The sequence below is a fragment of the Pseudoalteromonas sp. NCIMB 1079 genome, from assembly GCF_040567695.1.
In the GTDB taxonomy this organism is placed as follows: Bacteria; Pseudomonadota; Gammaproteobacteria; order Enterobacterales; family Alteromonadaceae; genus Pseudoalteromonas; species Pseudoalteromonas distincta.
Map to the genome: position 1 here is coordinate 2,445,821 of NZ_JBEWZA010000001.1, position 21,934 is coordinate 2,467,754.

At 40.2% G+C, this 21,934-nt stretch carries 13 protein-coding genes and 1 pseudogene; 6 read left to right on the forward strand and 8 right to left on the reverse strand.

Annotated elements, in window-relative coordinates; translation table 11 throughout:
• The first annotated feature begins 1 nt into the window (after position 1).
• The 6 genes from ABX891_RS11250 (at position 2) to ttcA (ending at position 6,117) form a co-directional block, all read left to right on the forward strand.
• Entirely contained in the window at positions 2-2,377 is a 2,376-nt protein-coding gene (locus tag ABX891_RS11250; RefSeq protein ID WP_354629515.1) for a heavy metal translocating P-type ATPase, read from the forward strand.
• Positions 2,374-2,541 (forward strand): cbb3-type cytochrome oxidase assembly protein CcoS, encoded by a 168-nt coding sequence (ccoS, locus tag ABX891_RS11255; RefSeq protein WP_002963071.1) that lies wholly within the window; start codon positions 2,374-2,376, stop codon positions 2,539-2,541. The genes ABX891_RS11250 and ccoS overlap by 4 nt, the downstream gene beginning before the upstream one ends.
• Positions 2,534-3,205, forward strand: coding sequence for a sulfite exporter TauE/SafE family protein (locus ABX891_RS11260; protein WP_039490095.1), 672 nt, complete (start codon positions 2,534-2,536; stop codon positions 3,203-3,205). Before ccoS ends, ABX891_RS11260 begins: the two co-directional genes overlap by 8 nt.
• Positions 3,206-3,275: 70 nt before the next feature.
• Positions 3,276-4,013: an FNR family transcription factor gene (locus ABX891_RS11265; protein ID WP_002963069.1), complete on the forward strand. Its 738-nt coding sequence runs from the start codon at positions 3,276-3,278 to the stop codon at positions 4,011-4,013.
• A 103-nt stretch (positions 4,014-4,116) separates the two neighbouring features.
• Positions 4,117-5,049, forward strand: a complete 933-nt coding sequence (gene uspE / locus ABX891_RS11270) for a universal stress protein UspE (protein ID WP_149602858.1) — start codon at positions 4,117-4,119, stop codon at positions 5,047-5,049.
• A 153-nt stretch (positions 5,050-5,202) separates the two neighbouring features.
• On the forward strand, positions 5,203-6,117 hold the full coding sequence (gene ttcA / locus ABX891_RS11275) for a tRNA 2-thiocytidine(32) synthetase TtcA (RefSeq protein ID WP_002963067.1): 915 nt from the start codon (positions 5,203-5,205) through the stop codon (positions 6,115-6,117).
• Between the two features lie 82 nt (positions 6,118-6,199).
• Here the strand turns inward: ttcA and ABX891_RS11280 are convergent, their stop codons facing one another.
• The 8 genes and pseudogenes from ABX891_RS11280 to ABX891_RS11315 all read right to left on the reverse strand — a co-directional run bounded on the left by ABX891_RS11280 (position 6,200) and on the right by ABX891_RS11315 (position 21,882).
• Positions 6,200-7,261: a hypothetical protein gene (locus ABX891_RS11280; protein WP_354629516.1), complete on the reverse strand. Its 1,062-nt coding sequence runs from the start codon at positions 7,259-7,261 to the stop codon at positions 6,200-6,202.
• A gap of 253 nt (positions 7,262-7,514) precedes the next feature.
• Positions 7,515-8,585 carry a hypothetical protein gene (locus ABX891_RS11285; RefSeq protein WP_039490101.1) on the reverse strand — a complete coding sequence of 357 codons (1,071 nt, stop codon included), beginning with the start codon at positions 8,583-8,585 and terminating at the stop codon, positions 7,515-7,517.
• Between the two features lie 285 nt (positions 8,586-8,870).
• Positions 8,871-10,196, reverse strand: coding sequence for a methyl-accepting chemotaxis protein (locus ABX891_RS11290; RefSeq protein WP_309166551.1), 1,326 nt, complete (start codon positions 10,194-10,196; stop codon positions 8,871-8,873).
• A gap of 431 nt (positions 10,197-10,627) precedes the next feature.
• A complete protein-coding gene (recD, locus tag ABX891_RS11295; RefSeq protein WP_354629517.1) occupies positions 10,628-12,676 on the reverse strand; it encodes an exodeoxyribonuclease V subunit alpha in 2,049 nt (682 codons plus the stop codon).
• Complete coding sequence (gene recB / locus ABX891_RS11300; RefSeq protein ID WP_354629518.1) at positions 12,673-16,251, reverse strand: exodeoxyribonuclease V subunit beta; 3,579 nt, start codon at positions 16,249-16,251, stop codon at positions 12,673-12,675. The genes recD and recB overlap by 4 nt, the downstream gene beginning before the upstream one ends.
• Complete coding sequence (gene recC / locus ABX891_RS11305; RefSeq protein WP_354629519.1) at positions 16,238-19,537, reverse strand: exodeoxyribonuclease V subunit gamma; 3,300 nt, start codon at positions 19,535-19,537, stop codon at positions 16,238-16,240. The genes recB and recC overlap by 14 nt, the downstream gene beginning before the upstream one ends.
• A gap of 160 nt (positions 19,538-19,697) precedes the next feature.
• Positions 19,698-20,758 (reverse strand): annotated as a pseudogene (locus tag ABX891_RS11310) (alkaline phosphatase D family protein).
• Positions 20,755-21,882 (reverse strand): alkaline phosphatase family protein, encoded by a 1,128-nt coding sequence (locus ABX891_RS11315; RefSeq protein WP_354629520.1) that lies wholly within the window; start codon positions 21,880-21,882, stop codon positions 20,755-20,757. The pseudogene ABX891_RS11310 and the gene ABX891_RS11315 overlap by 4 nt, the downstream one beginning before the upstream one ends.
• Between the last annotated feature and the right edge of the window lie 52 nt (positions 21,883-21,934).

Genomic DNA, 21,934 nt, shown 5'->3' on the forward strand with positions numbered 1-21,934 from the left:
TATGTCTCACTCTTGCTTTCATTGCCTTGAAAGTGTGCCAAACGGATTTAGCGCAAACGTTATAATTGACGATATAGCCCAGCCAATGTGTTGCATTGGCTGCCAAGCAGTTGCGCAAAATATTGTTGATCAAGGTATGACTGATTATTATAAATACCGAACTGTTCGCGCAGGCAAAGTTGAGCAACTGGTACCTGAGCAACTCGCATTTATAAAAAGTTATGACAACGAAGACATTCAAGACGAATTTATAGCTACTAACGATAATATCTCAGAGGTATTGTTGAGTGTTGAAGGTATAACCTGCGCAGCGTGTGCGTGGCTTATCGAAAAACAACTCTTAAACTTAAAGACTGTAAAACGGGTTGATGTAAATACTTCCACCAACCGCGCGATGATCCAATGGGATAAAACCAGCACCCCATTGAGTGAAATTATTACTTCCTTAGCCAAAATTGGTTATAAAGCCTACCCATTTCAATCAGATATTGAAGCTCAACAAAAGCAACAAACTGCCAAAGCCTATATTCGCCGCTTAGGTGTTGCAGGCTTAATGACCATGCAAGTTATGATGTTTGCGTTTGCCATGTACTTTGGCATGTTTTCAGGTATGGACAGCAATTTTGAGCAGTATTTTAGATGGATCAGCTTAGTACTTGCCTCTCCGGTTATTTTATATAGCGCACTGCCCTTTTTAACCAACGCCATAAATGGCTTAAAAGCAAAACAGCTCAATATGGATTTACCCGTATCGCTGGCTATTTTTGGTGCGTTTGGCGCAAGTTGTTACGCCACATTTATGCAAGTCGGCGAAGTATATTTTGAATCTGTATGCATGTTTACCTTTTTACTTTTATTAGGTAAGTATCTTGAATTTAGAGCGCGTTTAAAAGCGAGCGAATTTACTGCTAACTTACAAAAATTATTGCCATTAACAGCCCGCACCATTAACGACAGTGGTGAAGAACTTATAATTGCAGCCAAAAAACTAAAACTTAATGACGTAGTACTCATTAAAGCGGGTGAAACAATTCCTGCCGACGGCGAGCTTATAAAGGGTAAAACTACGGTTGATGAATCAATGATGACGGGCGAACACCAACCCGTTACAAAATTTATCGGCCACAATGTCTACGCCGGTTGCGTTAACCACGACGGCGTTATTGAAATAAAAATTAATAAAATTGGCCAAAATACCCTTTTAAATCAAATTATCCGCTTGCAACACAACGCATTAACTAAACGCCCTAAACTGGTTGAAATTACAGATAAAGTTGCGCAATGGTTTATAGCGTGCCTGCTTATATTTGCTTCACTTACAGCTATTGGCTGGTACCAAATTGACCCTGAACACGCATTTTGGATCACCATTTCGGTTTTAGTTGCTACCTGCCCATGTGCCCTGAGTTTAGCCATACCAACCGCACTTACATGCGCGGTTGCAACCTTGACCCGTAAAGGCGTATTAATAAAACAAGCGCATGTGCTCGAAACACTCTCACAAATTACGTTATTTGCGTTTGATAAAACAGGCACACTTACTCAAGGTAAATTTAGCCTAGATGAAGTAGATATACTCGATAAGCAATACACAAAAGCGCAAGTGCTAGATATAGCAGCTATGTTAGAGCGTTATTCTGAACACCCTATAGCCAGCGCATTTGATGAAATTACTCCTACTCACCACACTCTTGATAACGTTGAAGTGCATCCAGGTCTGGGGATTAGCGCACAAGATGCAAACAATCATTATGCAATTGGTAAAAGTGGTTGGTTTGATAGCAAAAAATCAAATGCACAAGCAAGCTTGTATATAAATAAGCAGGTTGTTGCACGTTTTTACTTTATTGATAAAGTAAAAAACGATGCTAAAAAGCTTATAGGCTCACTTCAATCGCAAAATTTAACGTGCCATATGTTAACCGGTGACGCATCAGATGCTGGGCAAAAAGTAGCTAAACAACTCAACCTTGAAAGTGTGCAGTCTGGATGTTCGCCAAAAGATAAACAAACCGCAGTTGAACAATGGGCGTTACAAAACGAAATCGTAGCAATGGTCGGCGATGGCGTAAACGACAGCCCTGTATTTGCCAGTGCGCATTTATCCATTGCAATGGAAACCGGTGCTGACATATCAAAAAATAGCGCCGATGTAGTGCTCCTTAATAGCGATTTAGCGTCAATTGATCATTTACTCAATGTGGCAAAACAAACCCGACGAATTATTAAGCAAAACCTTGCGCTGTCTTTATTGTATAATGCGTCCATATTACCATTGGCAGCACTGGGCTTAGTTGCTCCGTGGATGGCTGTTATTGGCATGTCTGCCAGCTCAATTATTGTGATTAGTAATTCACTAAGGCTATTAAAGTTATGAGCATAATTTACATTTTGATCCCCATTGCCATTTTGTTTGTCATTATTGCTATAGGCGTTTTCTTTTGGGCCGTAAAGAGTGAGCAGTTTTCTGATTTAAATAAGCAAGGTCATAGTATTTTGTTTGAAGATGACAAAGAGCAACATAACAAAAGTAATGATTGATCCTCTTTACACCAGCGCATTTTTAATGGGGCTAATAGGTAGCGGTCATTGCATTGCCATGTGTGGCGGTATTGCAAGCTCATTACAACTGGCAAGTGATAAACGCAAAACATTTACCTATTCATTTGCCTATAATACCGGGCGTGCACTGAGCTACATGGCAGCAGGTGCACTTGTTGCTGGTATTAGCAGCCAATTTGCTAGGCAAAACACATCTTTTTCTTTAGCACTTTCATTCATTGCAGCTATTTTTATGCTCCTAGTCGGCGTGTATATAATGCGCCTGGGTCCTACGTTGCAATGGTTAGAAAAAATTGGTAAAACCTTAGTGTGGCAACACATTGTTAAGCTAAATAAATACTTAATGCCTATTAACTCCCCTTTTAAAGCTCTAGGTTACGGTGCTTTGTGGGGATGGCTTCCATGTGGACTTGTTTACTCAGCACTTACATGGGCGATGACTAGCCCAAGTGCCCTAGACGGTGCTTTAGTGATGCTTTGTTTTGCTTTGGGTACTTTCCCCGCAATGATCACGTTAGGCGTTACCGCACAAAAACTAAATAGTATTATTAACCACCCTTGGACCCGAATTGTATTGGGCAGTGTTATAATCTGGTATGGTATCTACTTATTGATAATTGCAACTGACAAGCTGATACAGTAACCTATTCGCAGTATTAACCTTTTATGGTTATTTTGCAGTCGTGTGTATAAAAATTTAAACGGATTAAATTATGGATTTCTCTCAAAGTCGCGCTAAAGGTAATTGTGCTATTAGCTGTAATAACTGCAGTATTAGTCAATTGTGCTTGCCATTTTCTCTCAATGGCCAAGAAATGGATAAGCTAGACGAAATTATTGAGCGAAAAAAACCACTCCATAAAGGCGACTACTTATTTGAATCAGGCGCCCCTTTACAAGCTATTTATGCAGTACGTTCAGGTTCATTTAAATCGTACACATTATCAGAGCAAGGTGATGAGCAAATAACCGGGTTTCATTTAGCGGGTGACTTAGTAGGCTTTGACGCGATAAGCAAAATGGCGCACCAGAGTTTTTCGCAAGCACTCGAAACGTCAATGGTGTGCGAAATACCATTCGATACCCTTGACGAACTTGCTGGTAAATTACCAAAACTTCGTCAACAAATAATGCGCTTGATGAGCAGCGAAATTACATACGATCAAGAAATGCTGTTATTACTCAATAAAAAATCAGCAGAAGAACGCTTAGCTAGTTTTATTTATAACTTATCAGAGCGTTTTGGTGAACGTGGTTTTTCGCGTAAAGAATTTAGATTTACCATGACTCGTGGTGAAATAGGTAACTACTTAGGCCTTACCGTAGAGACCATTAGCCGTTTATTAAGCCGTTTTCAAAAAGCGGACTTAATAAAAGTAGAAGGTAAATTTATTACTATTTTAGATAACGATGCCTTAGCTAAAACGGCAGCAATCGTTAAGCCTCGCTAAATTAAATAGTTTGATTTAGAACAACAATTTATATGCTACCCCTTTAACTGTTTTATATTTGCGTTACACTAATTGTACACCCGTTAGGCAAATGGAGTAGCATATGAACACTATTAAACGCATTATTGCGGTTATTGACCCTACCAAAGACGATCAACACGGTTTATCACGTTCAATAGACTTAGCCAAAAAATCTGGCGCAAGTATTACCGCCTTTATGACGGTTTACGATTTCTCTTATGAAATGACAACGATGCTATCTGGCGATGAACGCGAAGCAATGCGTGATGCCGTACTAAAAGATCGCCAGCTATGGCTTAACGATTTGGTTTCACCTTACAAAGATATAAATATTGACACCCAAGTGGTTTGGCATAACCGTCCTTATGAAGCCATAATCGATACTGTAATTGATCAAAAGTACGATTTAGTAATTAAAGGCACACATCAACATGGTGCACTTAAATCCGTTATTTTCACCCCTACCGACTGGCATTTAGTACGAAAATGCCCTGCCCCGGTGTTGTTTGTTAAAGAAATGGCATGGCCAGAAAACGGTAATATTTTAGCTGCTGTGAATGCGGTTAGTGAAAACGAAGAACATGTAGCACTTAATAAACGGGTAATTAAAGACGCACAATTTTTATGTGAACTTGCCAACGCAAAACTTAATTTAGTTAATGCTTATCCTGCAACGCCCATAAATATAGCAATCGAAATTCCTGAGTTTAACCCTGGACTTTATAACGAATCAGTTAAAAAACACCACATTGAATCAACCAATGCACTTGCTGCTGAGTTTAATTTAAGCCAAGAGCAATGTTTTATTGAAGAAGGCCTACCAGAGGATGTAATCCCTGATGTAGCTAAGCGGTTAAATAGCGAATTAGTTGTTATTGGTACCGTTGGTCGTACAGGCTTAAGTGCCGCTTTAGTAGGTAATACAGCAGAGCATGTAATTGATAGCCTTGACTGCGATGTACTAGCACTTAAGCCCGATGGTTACGTAAGCCCGATGGCAAAGAAACTAGATTAATTAAAAATTTAGCTAGTAACATCCAGTTTGTTACTTGCTAAAAATACCGTGTTTAATTACATCCTAAACTCGCATATTCAGGTGGTTTGGGTATAATACGCCCCTTTATTTTTAGCAAATAACTTTGCTGTATTGTTTTACTAGGGGGCGTAATTGTCACACTCAGATCAAGCTAAAGCTCAATTTAACTTAAATAAGCTACAAAAGCGTTTACGTCGCCAAACTGGTCAAGCCGTTATGGACTTCAATATGATTGAAGAAGGTGACCGTATAATGGTGTGTTTATCAGGTGGCAAAGACAGCTACACAATGCTTGAAATGCTTCAACATTTAAAACGTGTAGCACCTATAAAGTTTGATCTCGTTGTTGTAAACCTAGATCAAAAACAACCAGGGTTTCCTGAGCACGTTTTACCCCAGTATCTTGATAAATTAAATGTAGAATACAAAATTGTAGAAGAAGATACCTACAGCATTGTTACTGACATTATTCCTGAAGGTAAAACAACCTGTTCACTTTGCTCACGACTGCGTCGTGGTATTTTATACCGCACAGCAAATGAGTTAGGCGCAACTAAAATAGCCCTTGGCCACCATCGTGACGACATGATTGAAACGTTGTTTTTAAATATGTTTTACGGTGGAAAACTAAAAAGTATGCCGGCTAAATTAATGAGTGATAACGGCGAGCACATGGTTATTCGCCCACTTGCATACTGTAAAGAAAGCGATATAAGCCAATACGCATTTGCACAAGGTTATCCAATTATTCCGTGTAACCTATGTGGTTCGCAAGAAAACCTACAGCGTAAACATACAAAAGCAATGCTCGCTAAATGGGATGCTGAGCATCCAGGTCGTATTGAGAGTATTTTTACAGCAATGCAAAACGTCGTGCCTTCACACTTAGCTGATGCTGATTTGTTTGATTTTAAAAACTTACAAACCGGTGAAGTCATAGATGGTGGCGATATAGCTCTTGATAAGCCAGACATTCCTAAAGTGCCTGTTACTAATGAGCTTGATGAACAAGAAGCGCCAAGTGTAGTTACTATAAATCTAAGCTAACATATCTAGGCTAACAAATTTAAGGGGGTTGTATTTATGTACAACCCCCTTAAATTTACCAATTCAGCCTTGCGTTCTATTTTTAACTCTCAGCTAGGCCTTGTAAAAACTCTAAACTTAACTTTTCTTGTGCATTAGTCTGATACGGCAACTGCTGTAAACTGTCGTACGAGAAATCGTTTATATCAAAATGGCTTATTTCACTATTCCCAAAGCTGTTACGCTCACCTGGGCTTAGCGACATTCTTTCTATTACAAAGTCACTTAAGCGCATATCGGTAACGCCCTTAGGTAATACTGACCAATGAGCTTTTAAGTCTACGGTTTGGCTCCCTTGTGTTAAGCGTTCCTTAGATACCAAATGGGCAAGTGGTGTATCACCACTATATAAATTCGCCCTAACACGATACAAACCACTTTTTATCACCGTTAAATTAGCTGGCATAACCATGTTTTCATTTTGAGCATAAGCAATTTCAAAACCTGTTAAAGTAGCACTTGGTGGCATATATTGAATTTGCGCAACTACGGGTACTTTTTTACCGTCAACATCGCCCTGAACATACACTTGCAAACTACGAGGGTAATCTTCATCTTCTTCAAATGTAATAATTGCCTCACCGTCACGCGCATTGCCCGTATGGGTATTTAATACTTCCTTTGTATCAGTATTTGCAAGTTCAACGACCACTTTACCAAGCCCTTGAGCGCTTACCTTTATTGTTATTTCTTCTGGATATACAAAACGATATTGTTTGAGACTTACCGTTAAAGCATCGCCGCTTTCACCTATGGGGCTCGACACAGGATAAAATTGATTTGGCTTTAATCGATCTTCATCTAAAGGACTTAGAGGTTGAGAATAAGGAGGAAACTTAAGTGCACTTTCGTATTGCATCACCACTTGCTGCGCTGCTTTTGTTAGGTCTTCATTAAACGCAATTTGCTTTTTTGATTGTGGTTTTTTAGCTTTAGGCACATCTATAGGGATCACTTTTACAGGCGATAAGTCAGGTGCGTTCGCGCTGTGTTTAATCTGTGGTTTTATTGGCTCAGCAACTTTATGAGCATCATTTTTACCAGTCAACCATAGCGAGAATAAAATAGTGCTAATAATTAAAGCAACGACATAAAATTTTTTCATTTTTATATTTCAATCTTTTATAAGGCGTATAGTTTTTAATACCAACCTGCTTTATTTAACGTTAAGAAAATTACGCTAGAACTAGGCAAAAATTTTTGTATCTAGTTGTTCTCGGCAATTGCTCCCTGCATTGCTCTACCTCCTGCATCCATGCAGTCGTAAATAAAAAATTTTTAACGACGTTATAGTGGAATTTAATTCGTTAAATTGATCAAAGATTTATGCAGATTGGTATAACTACACGCCTTCTATGTTATGGAATCACATTATAAATAAGTGCTGATGCACTTAAATTATTTGAATCCTTAATATAACGATATTGTTTTTTCCAAAACCAACTACCTGTAGTTTTATCAAACGTATTAAACCCTACGTTATTACCTTCAACATTTACGTTATTCATGGCTATTGTGACATTACCTTTACGCTGCGCGTTATGTATTTCGTTATGGCTATAACTGTCACTCATCATCATTGGATAATGATTTGGCATAAAGCTACTAACAGCATCACCTTGCGATTTTAAATGGCCATCTGTATCAATACTGCTGCTACAACTTCCAAACGAGCCAGCCGAACTTGCACCACATGAAGAGTGCGATGCTACAACCGAATCATCATTACCTTTTAAAAATCCACCTGTTAAACCTAAATACGCATTACCATCTGCCACAAAGCGTAAACGAGGTGTACGTGCATCAGGAAATGGCGATATTTTACGGGCATTATTCACTTTTAAATCGTGTAATACACCAACAGCTTCGGTTACATCGCTCCCTAGCCACCATTTGAGTGCTGCATCGACCGCAAAGTTCCATGATGCACCAGTTAAAGCACTAACTGCTACATCTGCAAGCTCACTTCCACCACCCGCGCCTGCTAAATCAAACGTCGCAACAATATTAAGCGGCTGTAAGCCTGCGTTTTCTAACCAGTTTTCTTGGTTATCAATAATATGGCGTGCAACTAAGTCGCCTGTTGAATGTGTTACAAATACACAGCCATCACTGCATAAATTAGAGCGCGAAATTTGCTTTAACTTTGGCCACACCCAATCGGTAGCAATTTTTCCTTCAATACGCTCATAAGCAGGCCAATCAATTCGCTCATCTGCACGATTATTCCAGTACGATTGCCAATATGTTTCACCGTCATTAATTACATCACTACCCGACTTATTTGTTATTTGCGAGGTTTGTAACCCGTGAATTAATATAATTTTGTAGTCTTTACTCGCAGCAGAAAAGCTCATTAGCATAGCAAGCCCAGCACCAATTAGGTGACTTGGTTTAATTAATGTGTGTGTGCGCTTAGTGTTGTTCATACAATTCCTTAATGTTGTGTACGTAATATTTTATTATCATTTAAGGTATTCATACTAGGGCTTGTCAGCCTTGGCGTTCATCAGTATTAGGAACAAAGAACAAAAATGCAACAATTTATTATCATTTATAGGAATGAAGAAACTTATTACTTGTTATTTAATGGGTTAATAAAGAATAGTTGTTAAATTTAAAATTATCAGGAGTGTTTCGAGAGTAATATTGAGGGGGTTAGGTTGAGCGGGTACCGGTAAAGGTGCCCGCTTTAGAATAAGGACGTAACTAATCTAGCCGTTAGCTTTGAGTTCACTGGTAAATTGCCCAATCGCATTTACAACTTCTTGTGCGCCTTGCTGAATTTCCTGCATCACATCACCCGACTCTTTAGATAGTGCTAAACCTTGCTCTGCTTTTTCTTTACCTTTTTCTATTACAGCCACCGTATTTTGGGTTTGTGATTGGTTACGCTGTACTACTTCTACTATTTCTTCTGTTGCTTTTGATGTACGAGATGCAAGCAATCGAACCTCGTCTGCAACCACAGCAAAGCCTCGCCCTTGCTCGCCAGCTCTAGCCGCTTCAATTGCGGCATTTAGTGCTAATAAATTGGTTTGCTCTGCAATACTACTAATACTTTGTACAATACTCGATATTTGTTGCGACTGCTGATCAAGCGCTGAAATTTCACTTGCAGCTTGCTCCATGTTAATAGCAAGCTCGGTCATTACTGTAACCGTATCTTGTATAACGCTCGCGCCTTGCTCTGCTTTTTTATCAGTTTGGGTTGAGGTGCTATAAGCAATTTCGGCAGCCTGAGATATCGCAATTTCTTGATTTACTTGCTCTGTAATAACTGTTGCAAACTTCATTACTTTATAAAGCTCATTCATGTCATTTGAGATTGGGTTATATGACGCTTCTAACCATACAACATTGCCGTATTTATCAACACGCTTAAAGCGCTCCGCTATAAACTGTCCTTCTCTTAATTTAGCCCAAAACTGTTGATACTCTTGGGAATTATACTCTGAAGCTTCACAAAATGTGCGATGGTGTTTTCCTATTAATTCACTTTCTTGATAACCCATTACTGATAAAAACTGCTCATTTGCTTTTAAAACATGGCCTTCTAAATCAAATTCAATTACTGCCATAGAGCGATATATCGCTTTGATAGTGTCGCTTTGCTCGCGGGAAGCCGTAATTGTTTTTGTAAGCACACTCCCGAATATAGAAAAATAGAGCAACTGATCTTGCTCCCCTTTCACCGGGTGTACAATTAAACGTAACCATTCAGCTTTACCATCACCGCGCGCAATTTGTAATGCACCGCCCCAATGTCCTTCTTTTTTTATAGCTTGCTGTAGGCTTTTAAATTCTGAAGATTGACGAGATGACTCAGTAATAAAATCATCAAAAGAGTTATTAGTAAGATCGTCTTCGTTGTAGCCTAAGTTTTCTAAAAACCTATCATTGGCGTGCGAAATTCTGCCATCATAGAGAATGTTCAGTACTAACATCTCTCGGTAAAGCCCTTCCCACACTTGTTGTAACGGATAGAGTTCTGCTTTTAAAGAGGCTATTTCATTTTGCTTATTTTTAGAAAAAAACATTAATATCCTTACTAGGGCGTGTTGACCTTTGTGGATTGAAATTTGTTCAATCTAGGGGCGATTAAATCACGGCGCGAGGTTTGTAACCTAGTGGGCTAAGTAAAAACCGAGCAAAGCTTCCGCGTCCTGCTCACGCCCCTGACTTACATCCATGTAGGCAACAAAGAGTTAATCGTCCCTAGAAAGAACCCAAAGGGCAGCGTATGTTTGGTATTTATACGACGTTATCGCCTATTTATGGGGAATACCACACTACATAGGCTCTGCCTTGCCTAAAAACCAAACACACTACTGCAAATTCAGCCACCAAAAATCAACACGCCCAAATACATTCAATATAAAATTAACTTTAGTATAGAAGACATTTATAATAACGCGATAAATAACAAGCAGTTTGAAGCTAAATTATTAATAAAAAATTCAAACTAAGCTTAAAATTGTAACCTTTCATACAAACCAGATGCTCTTGATACGCTTTTATTCATTGCTAGTTGCAGTACTTTTTTGTCTGCCACCAGCTCAAAGGTATTTTTAGCACGGGTTATTCCCGTATACACTAATTGCCTGTTAATACCCATGCGCGCTTGTTTTAGCGGTGGCAGTACCATAGCGGTGTAACTAAACTCTGAACCTTGTGATTTATGAATAGTCATTACGTATACTTTATCGTGTGCAGGGAGTCGTGCTGGCGAAAATGCTCGTTGATTACCTTGCTCATCAATAAATATTGCTTTGAGCTGATTACTTTCATCGGGCATTAAAATACCAATATCGCCGTTAAATAACTTAAGCTGGTAATCGTTTTGGCTCACCATAATGGGCATGCCTGTATAATGATGAGTATTAGGGCTAACTGTTATTAAACCTTGCTGTTGCAATACGCGCTCTATTCGCTGATTTAAGCTATGCACGCCGTAATCGCCCTCTCGTACCGCAGCTAAAAGCTGATAACTAGCAAAAGCAGCATGCACCTGTACAACATCTGCACCTTGGGCAATTAAGTTAAGATACTTTGCATAATGACTTGCTGCACTTTTAACAAGCTTTTCAATCGGTTTTGCTACAAAGTCGTAATCTAAAATCACATCGTTAAAACGCCCTTCAGTACTTTCTTGCTCAACATAATTTAAAATACCGGTGTTGTTGGTGTTTACCGCAAGTGCGAGTTGACCAATGCCGCTTTGTGCATCAAATCGATAACTGTGCTGTAAAAAGGCAACGCAATCTGCGAGTTTAAATTCACTCACGCTTTGCGCTACGAGCTTAGGCTCATTATTAAAACATAAGCTATTTAGCTCATCACAACGTGCTTGCGAGTAGCTTGGCGTTTGCCCAAGTATTAAACCTTGGCATAAATCGCTCATTACGCTGCCGGTATCAACCGAGGCAAGCTGATCTTTATCTCCTAGGAGTATTAATCTCGCGTGCGCAGGGAGTGCTTCTATTAATTTAGCCATCAGCGATAAATCGACCATACTGGCTTCGTCAATAATTAGTACATCTAAATGCAGCGGATTGCTTTTGTTATGTCTGAATTTATTAGTAAACGGTTTTACGCCCAATAAGCGATGAATAGTTTGGGCGCTTTGCGGGATCAGCGTTTTTATATCATCAGGAATCGTTGTGAGCTTATTTTTAGCGCCCAAAATAGACTCACTTAAACGTGCAGCGGCTTTACCAGTCGGTGCCACCAGCTTAATGCTAAGCGGCGCGGTTTTATAAAGTGACTGTAAAATAGCCAGTAACTTAGTCACTGTGGTAGTTTTACCTGTGCCAGGACCACCCGTGATCACGCTAAAGCCTTTGGTGGCGGCAATCGCACATGCCACTTTTTGCCAATCAGTTTCAATTGCAGAATCTGCAGGAAAATAGGTATTTAAAAGTTCAGCCAATATTTCGTTGTTAATATTGAGCTTTCGCTCGCTCATACTTAGTAATCTATCTGCAAGTGTTTGCTCATAATCGGCAAGGCGCGCAAAATAAAGTCGCTCGTTAAACAGTTGTAGTGGTTTATTTTCGCCTACGCTTTCATGGCTTTGTAAATAACTAAGCGCTGAGTGTACATTAAAATCATCACTAAACGGGCTTAGCGTACTGGGCACATTGCCATCGAGTTTATTAAAGTCACTATTGCGCAAGTTAAAAGGATTACTCCAATCAACCTCATTTAAAGTTAGGCAGCTATGCTGACTTTGCTGCGATAAGCACAGTAATAAAATAATATAAAACAGCTCATTATGTGTTTGCTCTTTGTTATTAGCACACAGTAATTCTGCGAGTTTAACATCAACTACACGTAGTCGATTTTGCGCTAATAAATACTCAAGTAACGGGACTTCGATAATCGTATTATTTAACACAATGTCCTCTAATGGGGCATCTTGTGCTACATTTTTTGAAGTAAGAGGCTCTGCTGCTTCATTATTAAGTGACTCGTCTATATCGTCAAACAAGCCAGGTTGTTCATTTAAATCGCTCATAGCATAGCTCCTTGGCTAAATAAGCCATCTAAAATAATCACTTGTTCTACAGTTAGCTTTTTAAAGTACACGCCTTGCCCTGCCGGCATCCCACGTAAAAAAGTATAATACACACCGCCTAAATGGGTTTCTATTGAGTAATCAACTATGCGTTGCTTTAATAAACGATGCAGTGCTACGGTATAGATTAAATACTGTAAATGATACTGATGACTGCTCATCGCTTGCTCAAGCATGTCGCTCTCGTAATCAGCTGGCGTGCTACCTAAATAATTAGACTTATAATCTAAAATATAATATTTACCTTGGTAGCAAAATATTAAATCGACAAAGCCTTTTAACAGGCCTTTTACTTGTGAAAATTCAAGCTTACTTTGCGTAAAGCCAAAATGTTTAACCAGCATTTCGTTTAGCTTAGGTGCACTTAAACTATCAAGAGGTAAATTAAATTCCATTTCGACTAGGCAATCATTGGGTGTGAGCACACCTAATGAAAGAAGGCTGTTTTCTAAAGAGCTGTTATCTAGGGGACACGCAAGAACATCAAGTACCCACTTTTCAGCCACTTCTCGCCATTGCTCACCTATGTGGTATTTTTCAAGGCTGCGCTTAACTACTTCAGATAAGTTTTGCTCAGTATTAGTTGGATGAACTATTGGGCTAGTAAAATCTATTTGTTCAAATATTTCGTGTAAACAGCTACCAGGCTTTGCCCCTTTAGGAAAACTATAAGGTGATGGTATTTCGTCCTCTTGCACTGCAAACTCGTCTTTTTCGTGATCTTCATCACTTCGCCCTGGGGCTAATTGGTCGCTGTGCTTTTTAAAGCTCAACGCACTAAAGCTGGTTGCTCGCCAGTTACGCTCAATATTTGCCGTTACTTTATTAACACTTAACGTTTGCTGCGCACTTTCACTGTTATTAAAACAAAGTATTCCCTGCTCTAATAATGTTTGTGAGGTAAATTGCTGATAGCTCATCGCGCTATTAGCGTCGCAAAACTCACTTAAATGCGTGCGCCATGTTTGGCTACTGGCAAGTTCAAGCCCTGCAAATAAAACATGCCCAAGTGCACTACTTTGCATTGCTAAGCGGCTACTTTGCCCTTGCCCTATGTTATAAACACCAAGCGCACAAAAATGCACAGCGCGAGTAAGTGCTACATACAGCAGGCGTAAATCTTCAGCTAAGCGCTCTTGCTCTGCTTTTTGCAGTGCATCTTCGTCTTTACTTAAATCGTAAACTAGCTTGCCATTATTATGATAAAGCGCTTCTTTTGTTTCGCGATAGCCACTGGCAAACGGCATAAATACCAAAGGGTATTCAAGCCCCTTTGAGGCATGCATAGTGACAATTTTAACTAAGTTGGCGTCACTTTCTAGGCGCACTTGTACTGTTTCGCCATCTTGTTGGCTTACCTTTTGTGCAAACCATCGCAGTAAACGCAGCGTGCCTTCAAGCTCTATTTGTTTTTGCTGAAGTATTTCGCCCAAATGCCTAAAGTCAGTCAGCCAACGCTCAACGTTATATCCCAATCCTTGCCATTTAGCGCTAAGCTGGTTATGGCTCATTAAGCGCTCAAGCATTGCCATAGCGCCTTGCTTGTTCCAAATGTGGCTAAGTTGTGCAAAAAAGTTTAAGTAGTCTTGCCATTTATTTTCATCATCGGCGAGTGCGTATATTTCGTTATAACTTAAACAAAATAATGGACCAGCTAAAACACCGCGCAGCAATGACTCGTCATATTGACCATGCAGCGCCGTTAAAAAGTTAAGTAGGTGATGGCTAAGCTCTTGGCTAAAAACGCTCTCGCGCGATAAATACACACTGGCTATTTTGGCATCACCTAGTGCTTTTTTCATTATTTGTGCTTCAACACGGTCGCGCACTAATATACAAATATCGGCAGCGCTAACAGGGTTACTGCCAATACACGCATCCCCTTGTTTTGCTTTTTCAAGCAGGGTCACTATTTTATTAGCAAAGTGAGTGGCTAAATGCGCTTGCCCTACACCTTTGTTGGTTGGTTTGTTTTTTTCATCGGCGGCTTCATCTACAAATACATTAAATTCGAATGCGGTCGCGGGTTTGCCATCAATTAAAAAAGAGTCATCCGCTTTTTTACCTTTAGCAGCTACTGCGTTAAAGGGTATAGCGTCGTTATAAATAAAGCTGTTAGCGTGTTTGGCAAATAAACTATTAACGCTATTGACTATATCGGTGCTTGAGCGAAAGTTAGTACCCAGCGTAAATTGCTGATCAGTCTGTACAGCTTCTTTTGCGCCAATATATGTAAAAATATCCGCGCCCCTAAAGCCATAAATAGCCTGCTTGGGGTCGCCTATCATGGCAAGCGTGGTATTTTGTTGCCCATAAATTTTACTAAAAATACCGTACTGAATCGGATCGGTATCTTGGAATTCATCAATCATGGCAACCGGAAATAACTGCGCAATTTTTTGCGCTAGTACGTCGCCTTGCTCGTTATTAAGCGCACTGTGTAAATTGGTCAATAAGTCATCTGGGGTGATCACGCTTTGCTCTTGCTTGCGCTTAACTATTGCAGCTTTTACCCAGCGTGCTGCATGTTGTATAACTGCTATTTTGAGCCCTTGGTTTATGGTGTTATTAAGGGCGGCAAGCTCGTCAAACTGACTCAGTAAAGGATGCACAAATAATGGCTGATTTTTTTTATAGTTGCCTGCATCGCTTAAGTTTTCTGTACTCCACACTTCAAACGAATACTTGCTAGTGCCAAATTCAAAAAACAAATCACCGCCTAAACAAAATGCCTCAAGCGCACCAAGGCTGCCTTTTCGTGCTGGCGTTTTAGACCCGCTTAAACCCGAGCCTTTTATAGCACCTATAAACTCTTGCTCTAACACCGCTTTTTTAAATGCAGGTACACGTGTAATGTACTCGTCACGCGCCTTCCATACATCGTCTAATTTTATTTGTGGCGTAATGTGCGCATTAGCTTTGTTTAAAATGCTCGCCACTTGAGCGAATAAAGCCTCTGGTGCGGCAAATACATCTAAAATAGCATCGGTGCGTTCTTTGTTAAGTGGGTATACAAACGCGCGCCAAAAATCTTTAATGGTTTCGAGCAGTATGTCGCGCTCATCTAAAATAAATTCGAGATTAAACGCCACACCCGACTCAAACGCATGTTGTTTTAGCATCCGCTGACAAAAGCCATGAATAGTAAAAATAGCCGCTTCGTCCATTGATTTAGCAGCTGCATCGAGTAAATCAAAGGCGCGGTGCTTATCATCAATTTTAGCAATTACGCCTTCAATGAGTTCGTCATTTGGGTCTTGCCCAAGCAATGCGTCGCGCGCAGCAATAATTCGGCTGCGTACGCGGTCTTTAATTTCTTGGGTGGCAGCGTCGGTAAAGGTTACTACCAAAATTTGCTCAACACTGAGCGGCGTATTTAACTCACCTTCTATTTGCATACCTAGTAAGTAACGTAAATACAGCCCCGTAATGGTATAAGTTTTACCAGTACCCGCACTGGCTTCTATTAAACTTTGACCAATGAGCGGCATAGTAAGAGGATTAAGCGCTTGCATGGTCACTCTCCTTTGCGTGTTCAAATAAAGGCGTGAGCAATTTATCACTCCATTTTATAAATTCTTCTTGGCAGTCGTTTAGCGATTGCACCGTTAAGCGAATATACGGATTTTCGCCCTCGCCTCGCCCTATGTATTGCGGGCTAAATTTGCTCATTGCTTTTGTTATATCGCCGCCGCTTTTAACGTATTCATAACCACTTACCGGAAAAAATGGCACAGGCTCTGCGCGCAGCGCTTTATATAACTCAAACCAATCGGCTAATAGTGCATCGGCATCGGCTTTGCTTATGGGCGCAAAGGTAATTTGCTTATCAAGCCCAAGTAACAATGTTTCTACTTGTTGATCCATACTTTGCGCTGCAAGGTGATAAATAAAGCCTTTAATTAAATCTTTCGCTTTAATACTCGCGCTGCGATAAAACACTTGTTTTTGCAAATAAACATGATTGAGCCAGCCCTCTATTTTGGTGCCTTCAATGGTAAGCACAACTTCTATTGGCTCACTTTTTCCGCCTTTAATCTGCTCTTTTACTTGCCCTGCAAGCGCATCAACTCGGTGCTCCATACTCTCAAATATGAGGCTGCCTACATTGGCTTGAGGTAACTCACCTCGTTGCAGTATTTGCTCGGTACTCAGTGGTTGCTCGTTTATATTGGCTTTAAGTATTTCATCAAGGTAAAAATAACGGCGCAGCGCATCTAGGCTAAAGGGTTCTTCGTCTTTTGCTACTTCGTTAAATTGTGGCAGGCGTAAGCCTAATGTTTGTTGATAAAAGCTCTCTTGTGCACTGCACACACTTCTAATAAACACATCGAGATCTAGCTGATCTGGCACAGTCACATCAAGTGCAATAACTGGCTCTGGTTTAATTGACTCACTTGGCAGCCAAATTGGATTGTAACTGTGGTTGCTCAGCACAGTATTGGCTTGCTCATCGATTAAATAGTAATGGCTATTAAAGGGCTGTAAATGCTGCTGATTAATTAGGCATGCGGGCAGCGTTTTTTCACTCTTTTCGTTTAACACAAAACTACGCCCAATATATTCTAACAGCTCACTTACAAGCGTTGATGGCATGCGCGGTTGGTTATCAAAACACGAGCGACCAATGTAACTCATGTATAGGTTGTCGCGGGCACTCAGTAGCGCTTCTAAAAATAAGTAGCGGTCATCTAATTTACGTGATCGGTCACCTTTTTGCTTTTTAGAATAAGGCACTAAGTCAAAACCAATGGGCTGTACGTTACGCGGGTAGTCGGCATCATTTAAGCCCAGCATACATACCACTTTAAATGGCACTGCGCGCATGGGCATAAGCGTACAAAAGTTTACTTGCCCAACTAAAAACCGCTGCCCCACGCCTTTTTCTTGAATGCCTTGTTTAACTAAGTAACTAACAATACGCTGCGAAACCGCTTTACTGTAATCGCCGTTGTCGTGGTGTTTTTGTAACTCTTCAAGCACGTTTTGCAGTACTAATAAATCCCAGCTGTCGTCGCTTTCACTTTCGTATATAGCGTTTAATAGCTCGCTTAAAATATGCGCTTTATTAGTGAGCGTATCGTCGGGCGTTAACTGCTCTTTAAAGCTTTGCAGTACATCAATAAAATGCACGAGCTTGTTGAGTGTATCAAGCGCCATACCTTCTACTTCATCAGCGCTGTAAATACCGTTAAACGGACATTGTTCGTCGCGCATGGCAATGCCAAGCAGTAAACGGTTGAGCCCATGTTGCCAGGTATTTAAATCAATAGCGGGTAAATCAAAGCTGCTTTTATGCGCTGCGTTTATACCCCATTTCACGCCTACACGTTCAAGCCAATATTGAATTTGCTCGTATTCGTGCGCTTCAAGCCCAAATTTTTCGGCTATTTGCGTCACTTGTAATAAATCGAGAATATCCGACACACCAAAGCGCGAAAACGGTAAGTTAGCTAAACTCGCAAATGAACTAAGGACAGGCTTTTCTTGCTCTATGGCTAAATCGGCCAATGCATAAGGAATAAAGCGGCTGCCTTGTGCCCCGCCAAATACGGCTTCAATGTAGGGGCTGTAAGTGCCTACATCGGGCATCATTACTATTATGTCTTTGGGGGTAAGCGCAGGGTTTTGATTAAACAAATTAAGTAAGTAGTCGTGCAGGCGCTCAACCTCTCGAAGCGGTGTATGGCAATCGCTGAGCGTAATGCTGGTGTCGGTTGCACTGATTGGTAACTTACCTTCGTCGTTTATAAACCACTCTTTGTTATCGGTCAGTGATTCGCCTTTAAACGCAAGCTGATAAATCTCGCTTTGTACTTGCCCTAGTAAGGTGTCGTCAAACACATCAATAAAACCGTCAATCCAACGGGCATCTAACTGTACAAGTTGTTCAAAATAGTCGCGACCTAATTTACCCCACGACGATAACAACGGATTACCTATAAAGTAGTATTCTTCATCTGGATTGGTTTGTTTTTTTTGTTGCGCTTCCACCAGCGGCATTTTAGCGTATTTAGCGCTTATTTTAGCTGCTGTTTTTTCATCTATGATATCGCCCCAGTAGTGCTCACTTGGATTAAAAAAGAATAATATAACCTCGGTTTTTTTACTCAGCGCTTCAAACACCTCAAGCTGGGAGCTGGCAATCGCCGATATACCAAATAAGCTAATGCGTTGTGGCAGTAAGCTATTATCCATAGTCTCAAGTGCTGCAAGTAATTGCCCTTGCATATTAGCGCGATGAAATTGGCTTTGCCCAAGTTCTTGGCTTAGTTTTACAATGCGTCGCCATAAGTCAGGTTGCCACGGGGCAATGCTTACATCTACATCATCAAGCTCATCTTTGCCGCTATCCCATGTGGCTATCCAGTGCGGTCGGTACATTAAATATTGGTCGTACACATCGGCTATTTTTTCGCATAGCGCAAAGGTTTTTTGCCCGTCAATATCGCCCTCTAAATAGGTTTTTAGCGGCAAATAAAGCAGTTCATCAATGCAGGTTGGTAAAATTGCAAACAGTTTCCAGGCAAGGTTAGGCTTGTTAAATGCCGACTCTTTAGGGACATTTGGCAGTAATTGCTGATATAACTGCCAAATAAAGCTCGATGGCAGCGGAAAATCAACCTGCGCTGCGACCCCTAAGTTTTCGCTCAAACCTATTTTTAACCACTGCGACATACCCGGCGATTGCACTAGCACGACTTCTTTGTCGAACGGGCTTTGCAATGGGTTTACTTTTAACAGCTGGTGGAACTGCGCTTGCAGTGCTTCCATCCGGTTTGATTGAATAATATTTAGCATATAATACGGTCCTTGCTTGAGATAAAACCAGTGTAAGATATTTTTAATATTAGGGGTAGCGAAAAGGGTAATTGGCTTTAATAAATCAGAGAGTTAAGAACTAATTTACAGATTTTTATACGCACAGCATCTATTTTATATACTGTGCGTAGTAGTGAGTTTATTTATAAGGGCTAATACTTGATAAACTAAAGTCACTTTGCATTATTACTTGGCCATCAATGCCTTTTAATTTAAGTGAAATAGTGGGATCAATTTGCTGCCAGTCTATGCTTAAATCACCGTAATTTACGTTATGAGCAAAATCCCCTACTCGGTGTTTATTAGGGCTTACGTCTTTCCATTTTTCAGTTAAGCCAGAGCTGGTCATCTCAATTAATGGGTAATCAAGGTTTTGCTGATACTTTGATATTTCACCCCAGTGCGTATCGCCGCTGATGATCACTACCCCATTTACTTTATGCTTTTTAATCAATGCAAATAAACGGTTTCTATCTTCAGGAAAGTTTGCCCATGACTCCCAACCTGTAAAATCGGGTAAAAGCTGTAAGCTTGAGGCAATCAATTTTATTGCAGCAGGCTTTTTAAGCTCTTGTTCAAGCCATTGCCACTGGGCTTCACCTAGCATGGATGCGCCCTTCACTTCACTGGGACTATACGGGCCTTGGTTATTTAACTTACGTTTAGTGTAGTATTCAAGCTCACCTACATGGTTTAGCGCATCACGATTCCAACGTAAATCAGGCATTATTACTTGTATGGTTTGCTCATTTTCACCATACATGTACGAGGTATAAATTCCATCAGGGCGAGTGCGACGCGCTGAGTTTACAGGTTCATCCCAAAAATTAAGCATAATTTGGCGTGATTGCTCTTTATGCGGATACTCTTTACCTGCATCGTTTTGGCCATAATCGTGGTCATCCCACATAGCAATAATAGGCGTTTGCGCTTTTAACGTTTTAAAACCAGGCTTTGCCCCTAAGCGTTGGTACTTATCGGCAAGTACATCCATATCGTTGGTATCGCCGTAGATATTGTCACCCAAAAATATAAACAAATCCCCCTGCTCTTTGTTAATTGCATTAAATATGGGTATGTTTTATCTTGATGCCCACACGAACCAAACAGAATTTTAGATGGCGCGGCAGTAATACTTGCGCTAATAACCAAACTCAACGCCAAGGCAGTTAGGGTTAATGTTTTTAATAGGTTCTTCATTTTAAAATCTCGCTAATAGCAGGCGCCATATTTGAATTTATTTCATTTGGATTCTGCCCAAGCGCCTTTAAAACGGTCGCCGCTATTTGCGCTTGTTTAAGCTCATTTTTAGTTTTAATTAAGCCACTACCTTTTATTGCGGGGCCAATGGCTGCAAGCCAAATATGTTCAGAGCCGACAATTCCTTCTGGGTAGGTATTTTCACCTAACTCTAGCTCAGCAAGTGCACGTTTAGAGCTGTGATGTTGCCAATCGTTGGCATTATTGCCACGGCCGTGATCAGTAGTAATAATTAGTGTGGTGTTATTTTTATAACCTGCTGTAGTTTGAATGGTTGCCCATAAGTCTTTTATAAACGCGTCACTTTGCCTTGCCGATTTAAGGTATTGATCGTAATGTCCATCATGCGCAAAGTCATCGGTTTCGCCTAAACTTATCACTAACAACTTAGGCTTTTTAGCCAACATATACGCTTTAGCAAAGCGATATGTAAAACTGTCTAGTCGTACGTTATGCCAAGGACTGGGGATTTCATTTTGTAACGCATTTAATAATGGCGCATCTGTGAATAAATTCTCTTCAATTGACATAAAACCTGCATTTACATACACGTTACTGCGCTTAGTATTTACAATGTATGGGAATACATCCCAACTACCAAATAAGGCTGTGCTACCTTTAAACTCAGGTAAATTATCTAAACGCTCTAAAATAGTTTTATTTGGGTTGAGCACTTTGTTATTACTATTTATATTTTCGTCAACTTCACCGGTGAGTATTTCGTTATAACCAGGGTATGAAAAATACCACGGGTTACTTACCGACATAGTAGAGCCATTAGCTCTATCACCAATCATAATGCCTTTTTTAGCCACTACTTGCGTTAAAAAAGGCATTAGTAATTGCTGGCGCTCATTCGCTGTTTTTGCCCAAAACTGGGTCTTTAATTGCTCTGGCTTTTTAACAAAATCAGTATTATTCATTAAGCTATTATCAGCCCCATTAAATACTTCTTGCCAGCGTACTCCATCAAGCGTTACCAGCACTACATTTTGCGCTGCTGTTGCAAAGTTACTCGCTAATACACTTAAGCTAAATAGTGTTACTTTTATAATTGTTTTCATCGCGTTTTGCGCCCTTTGATATAATAAAGCCCATCAATGATGGGCTTTATTT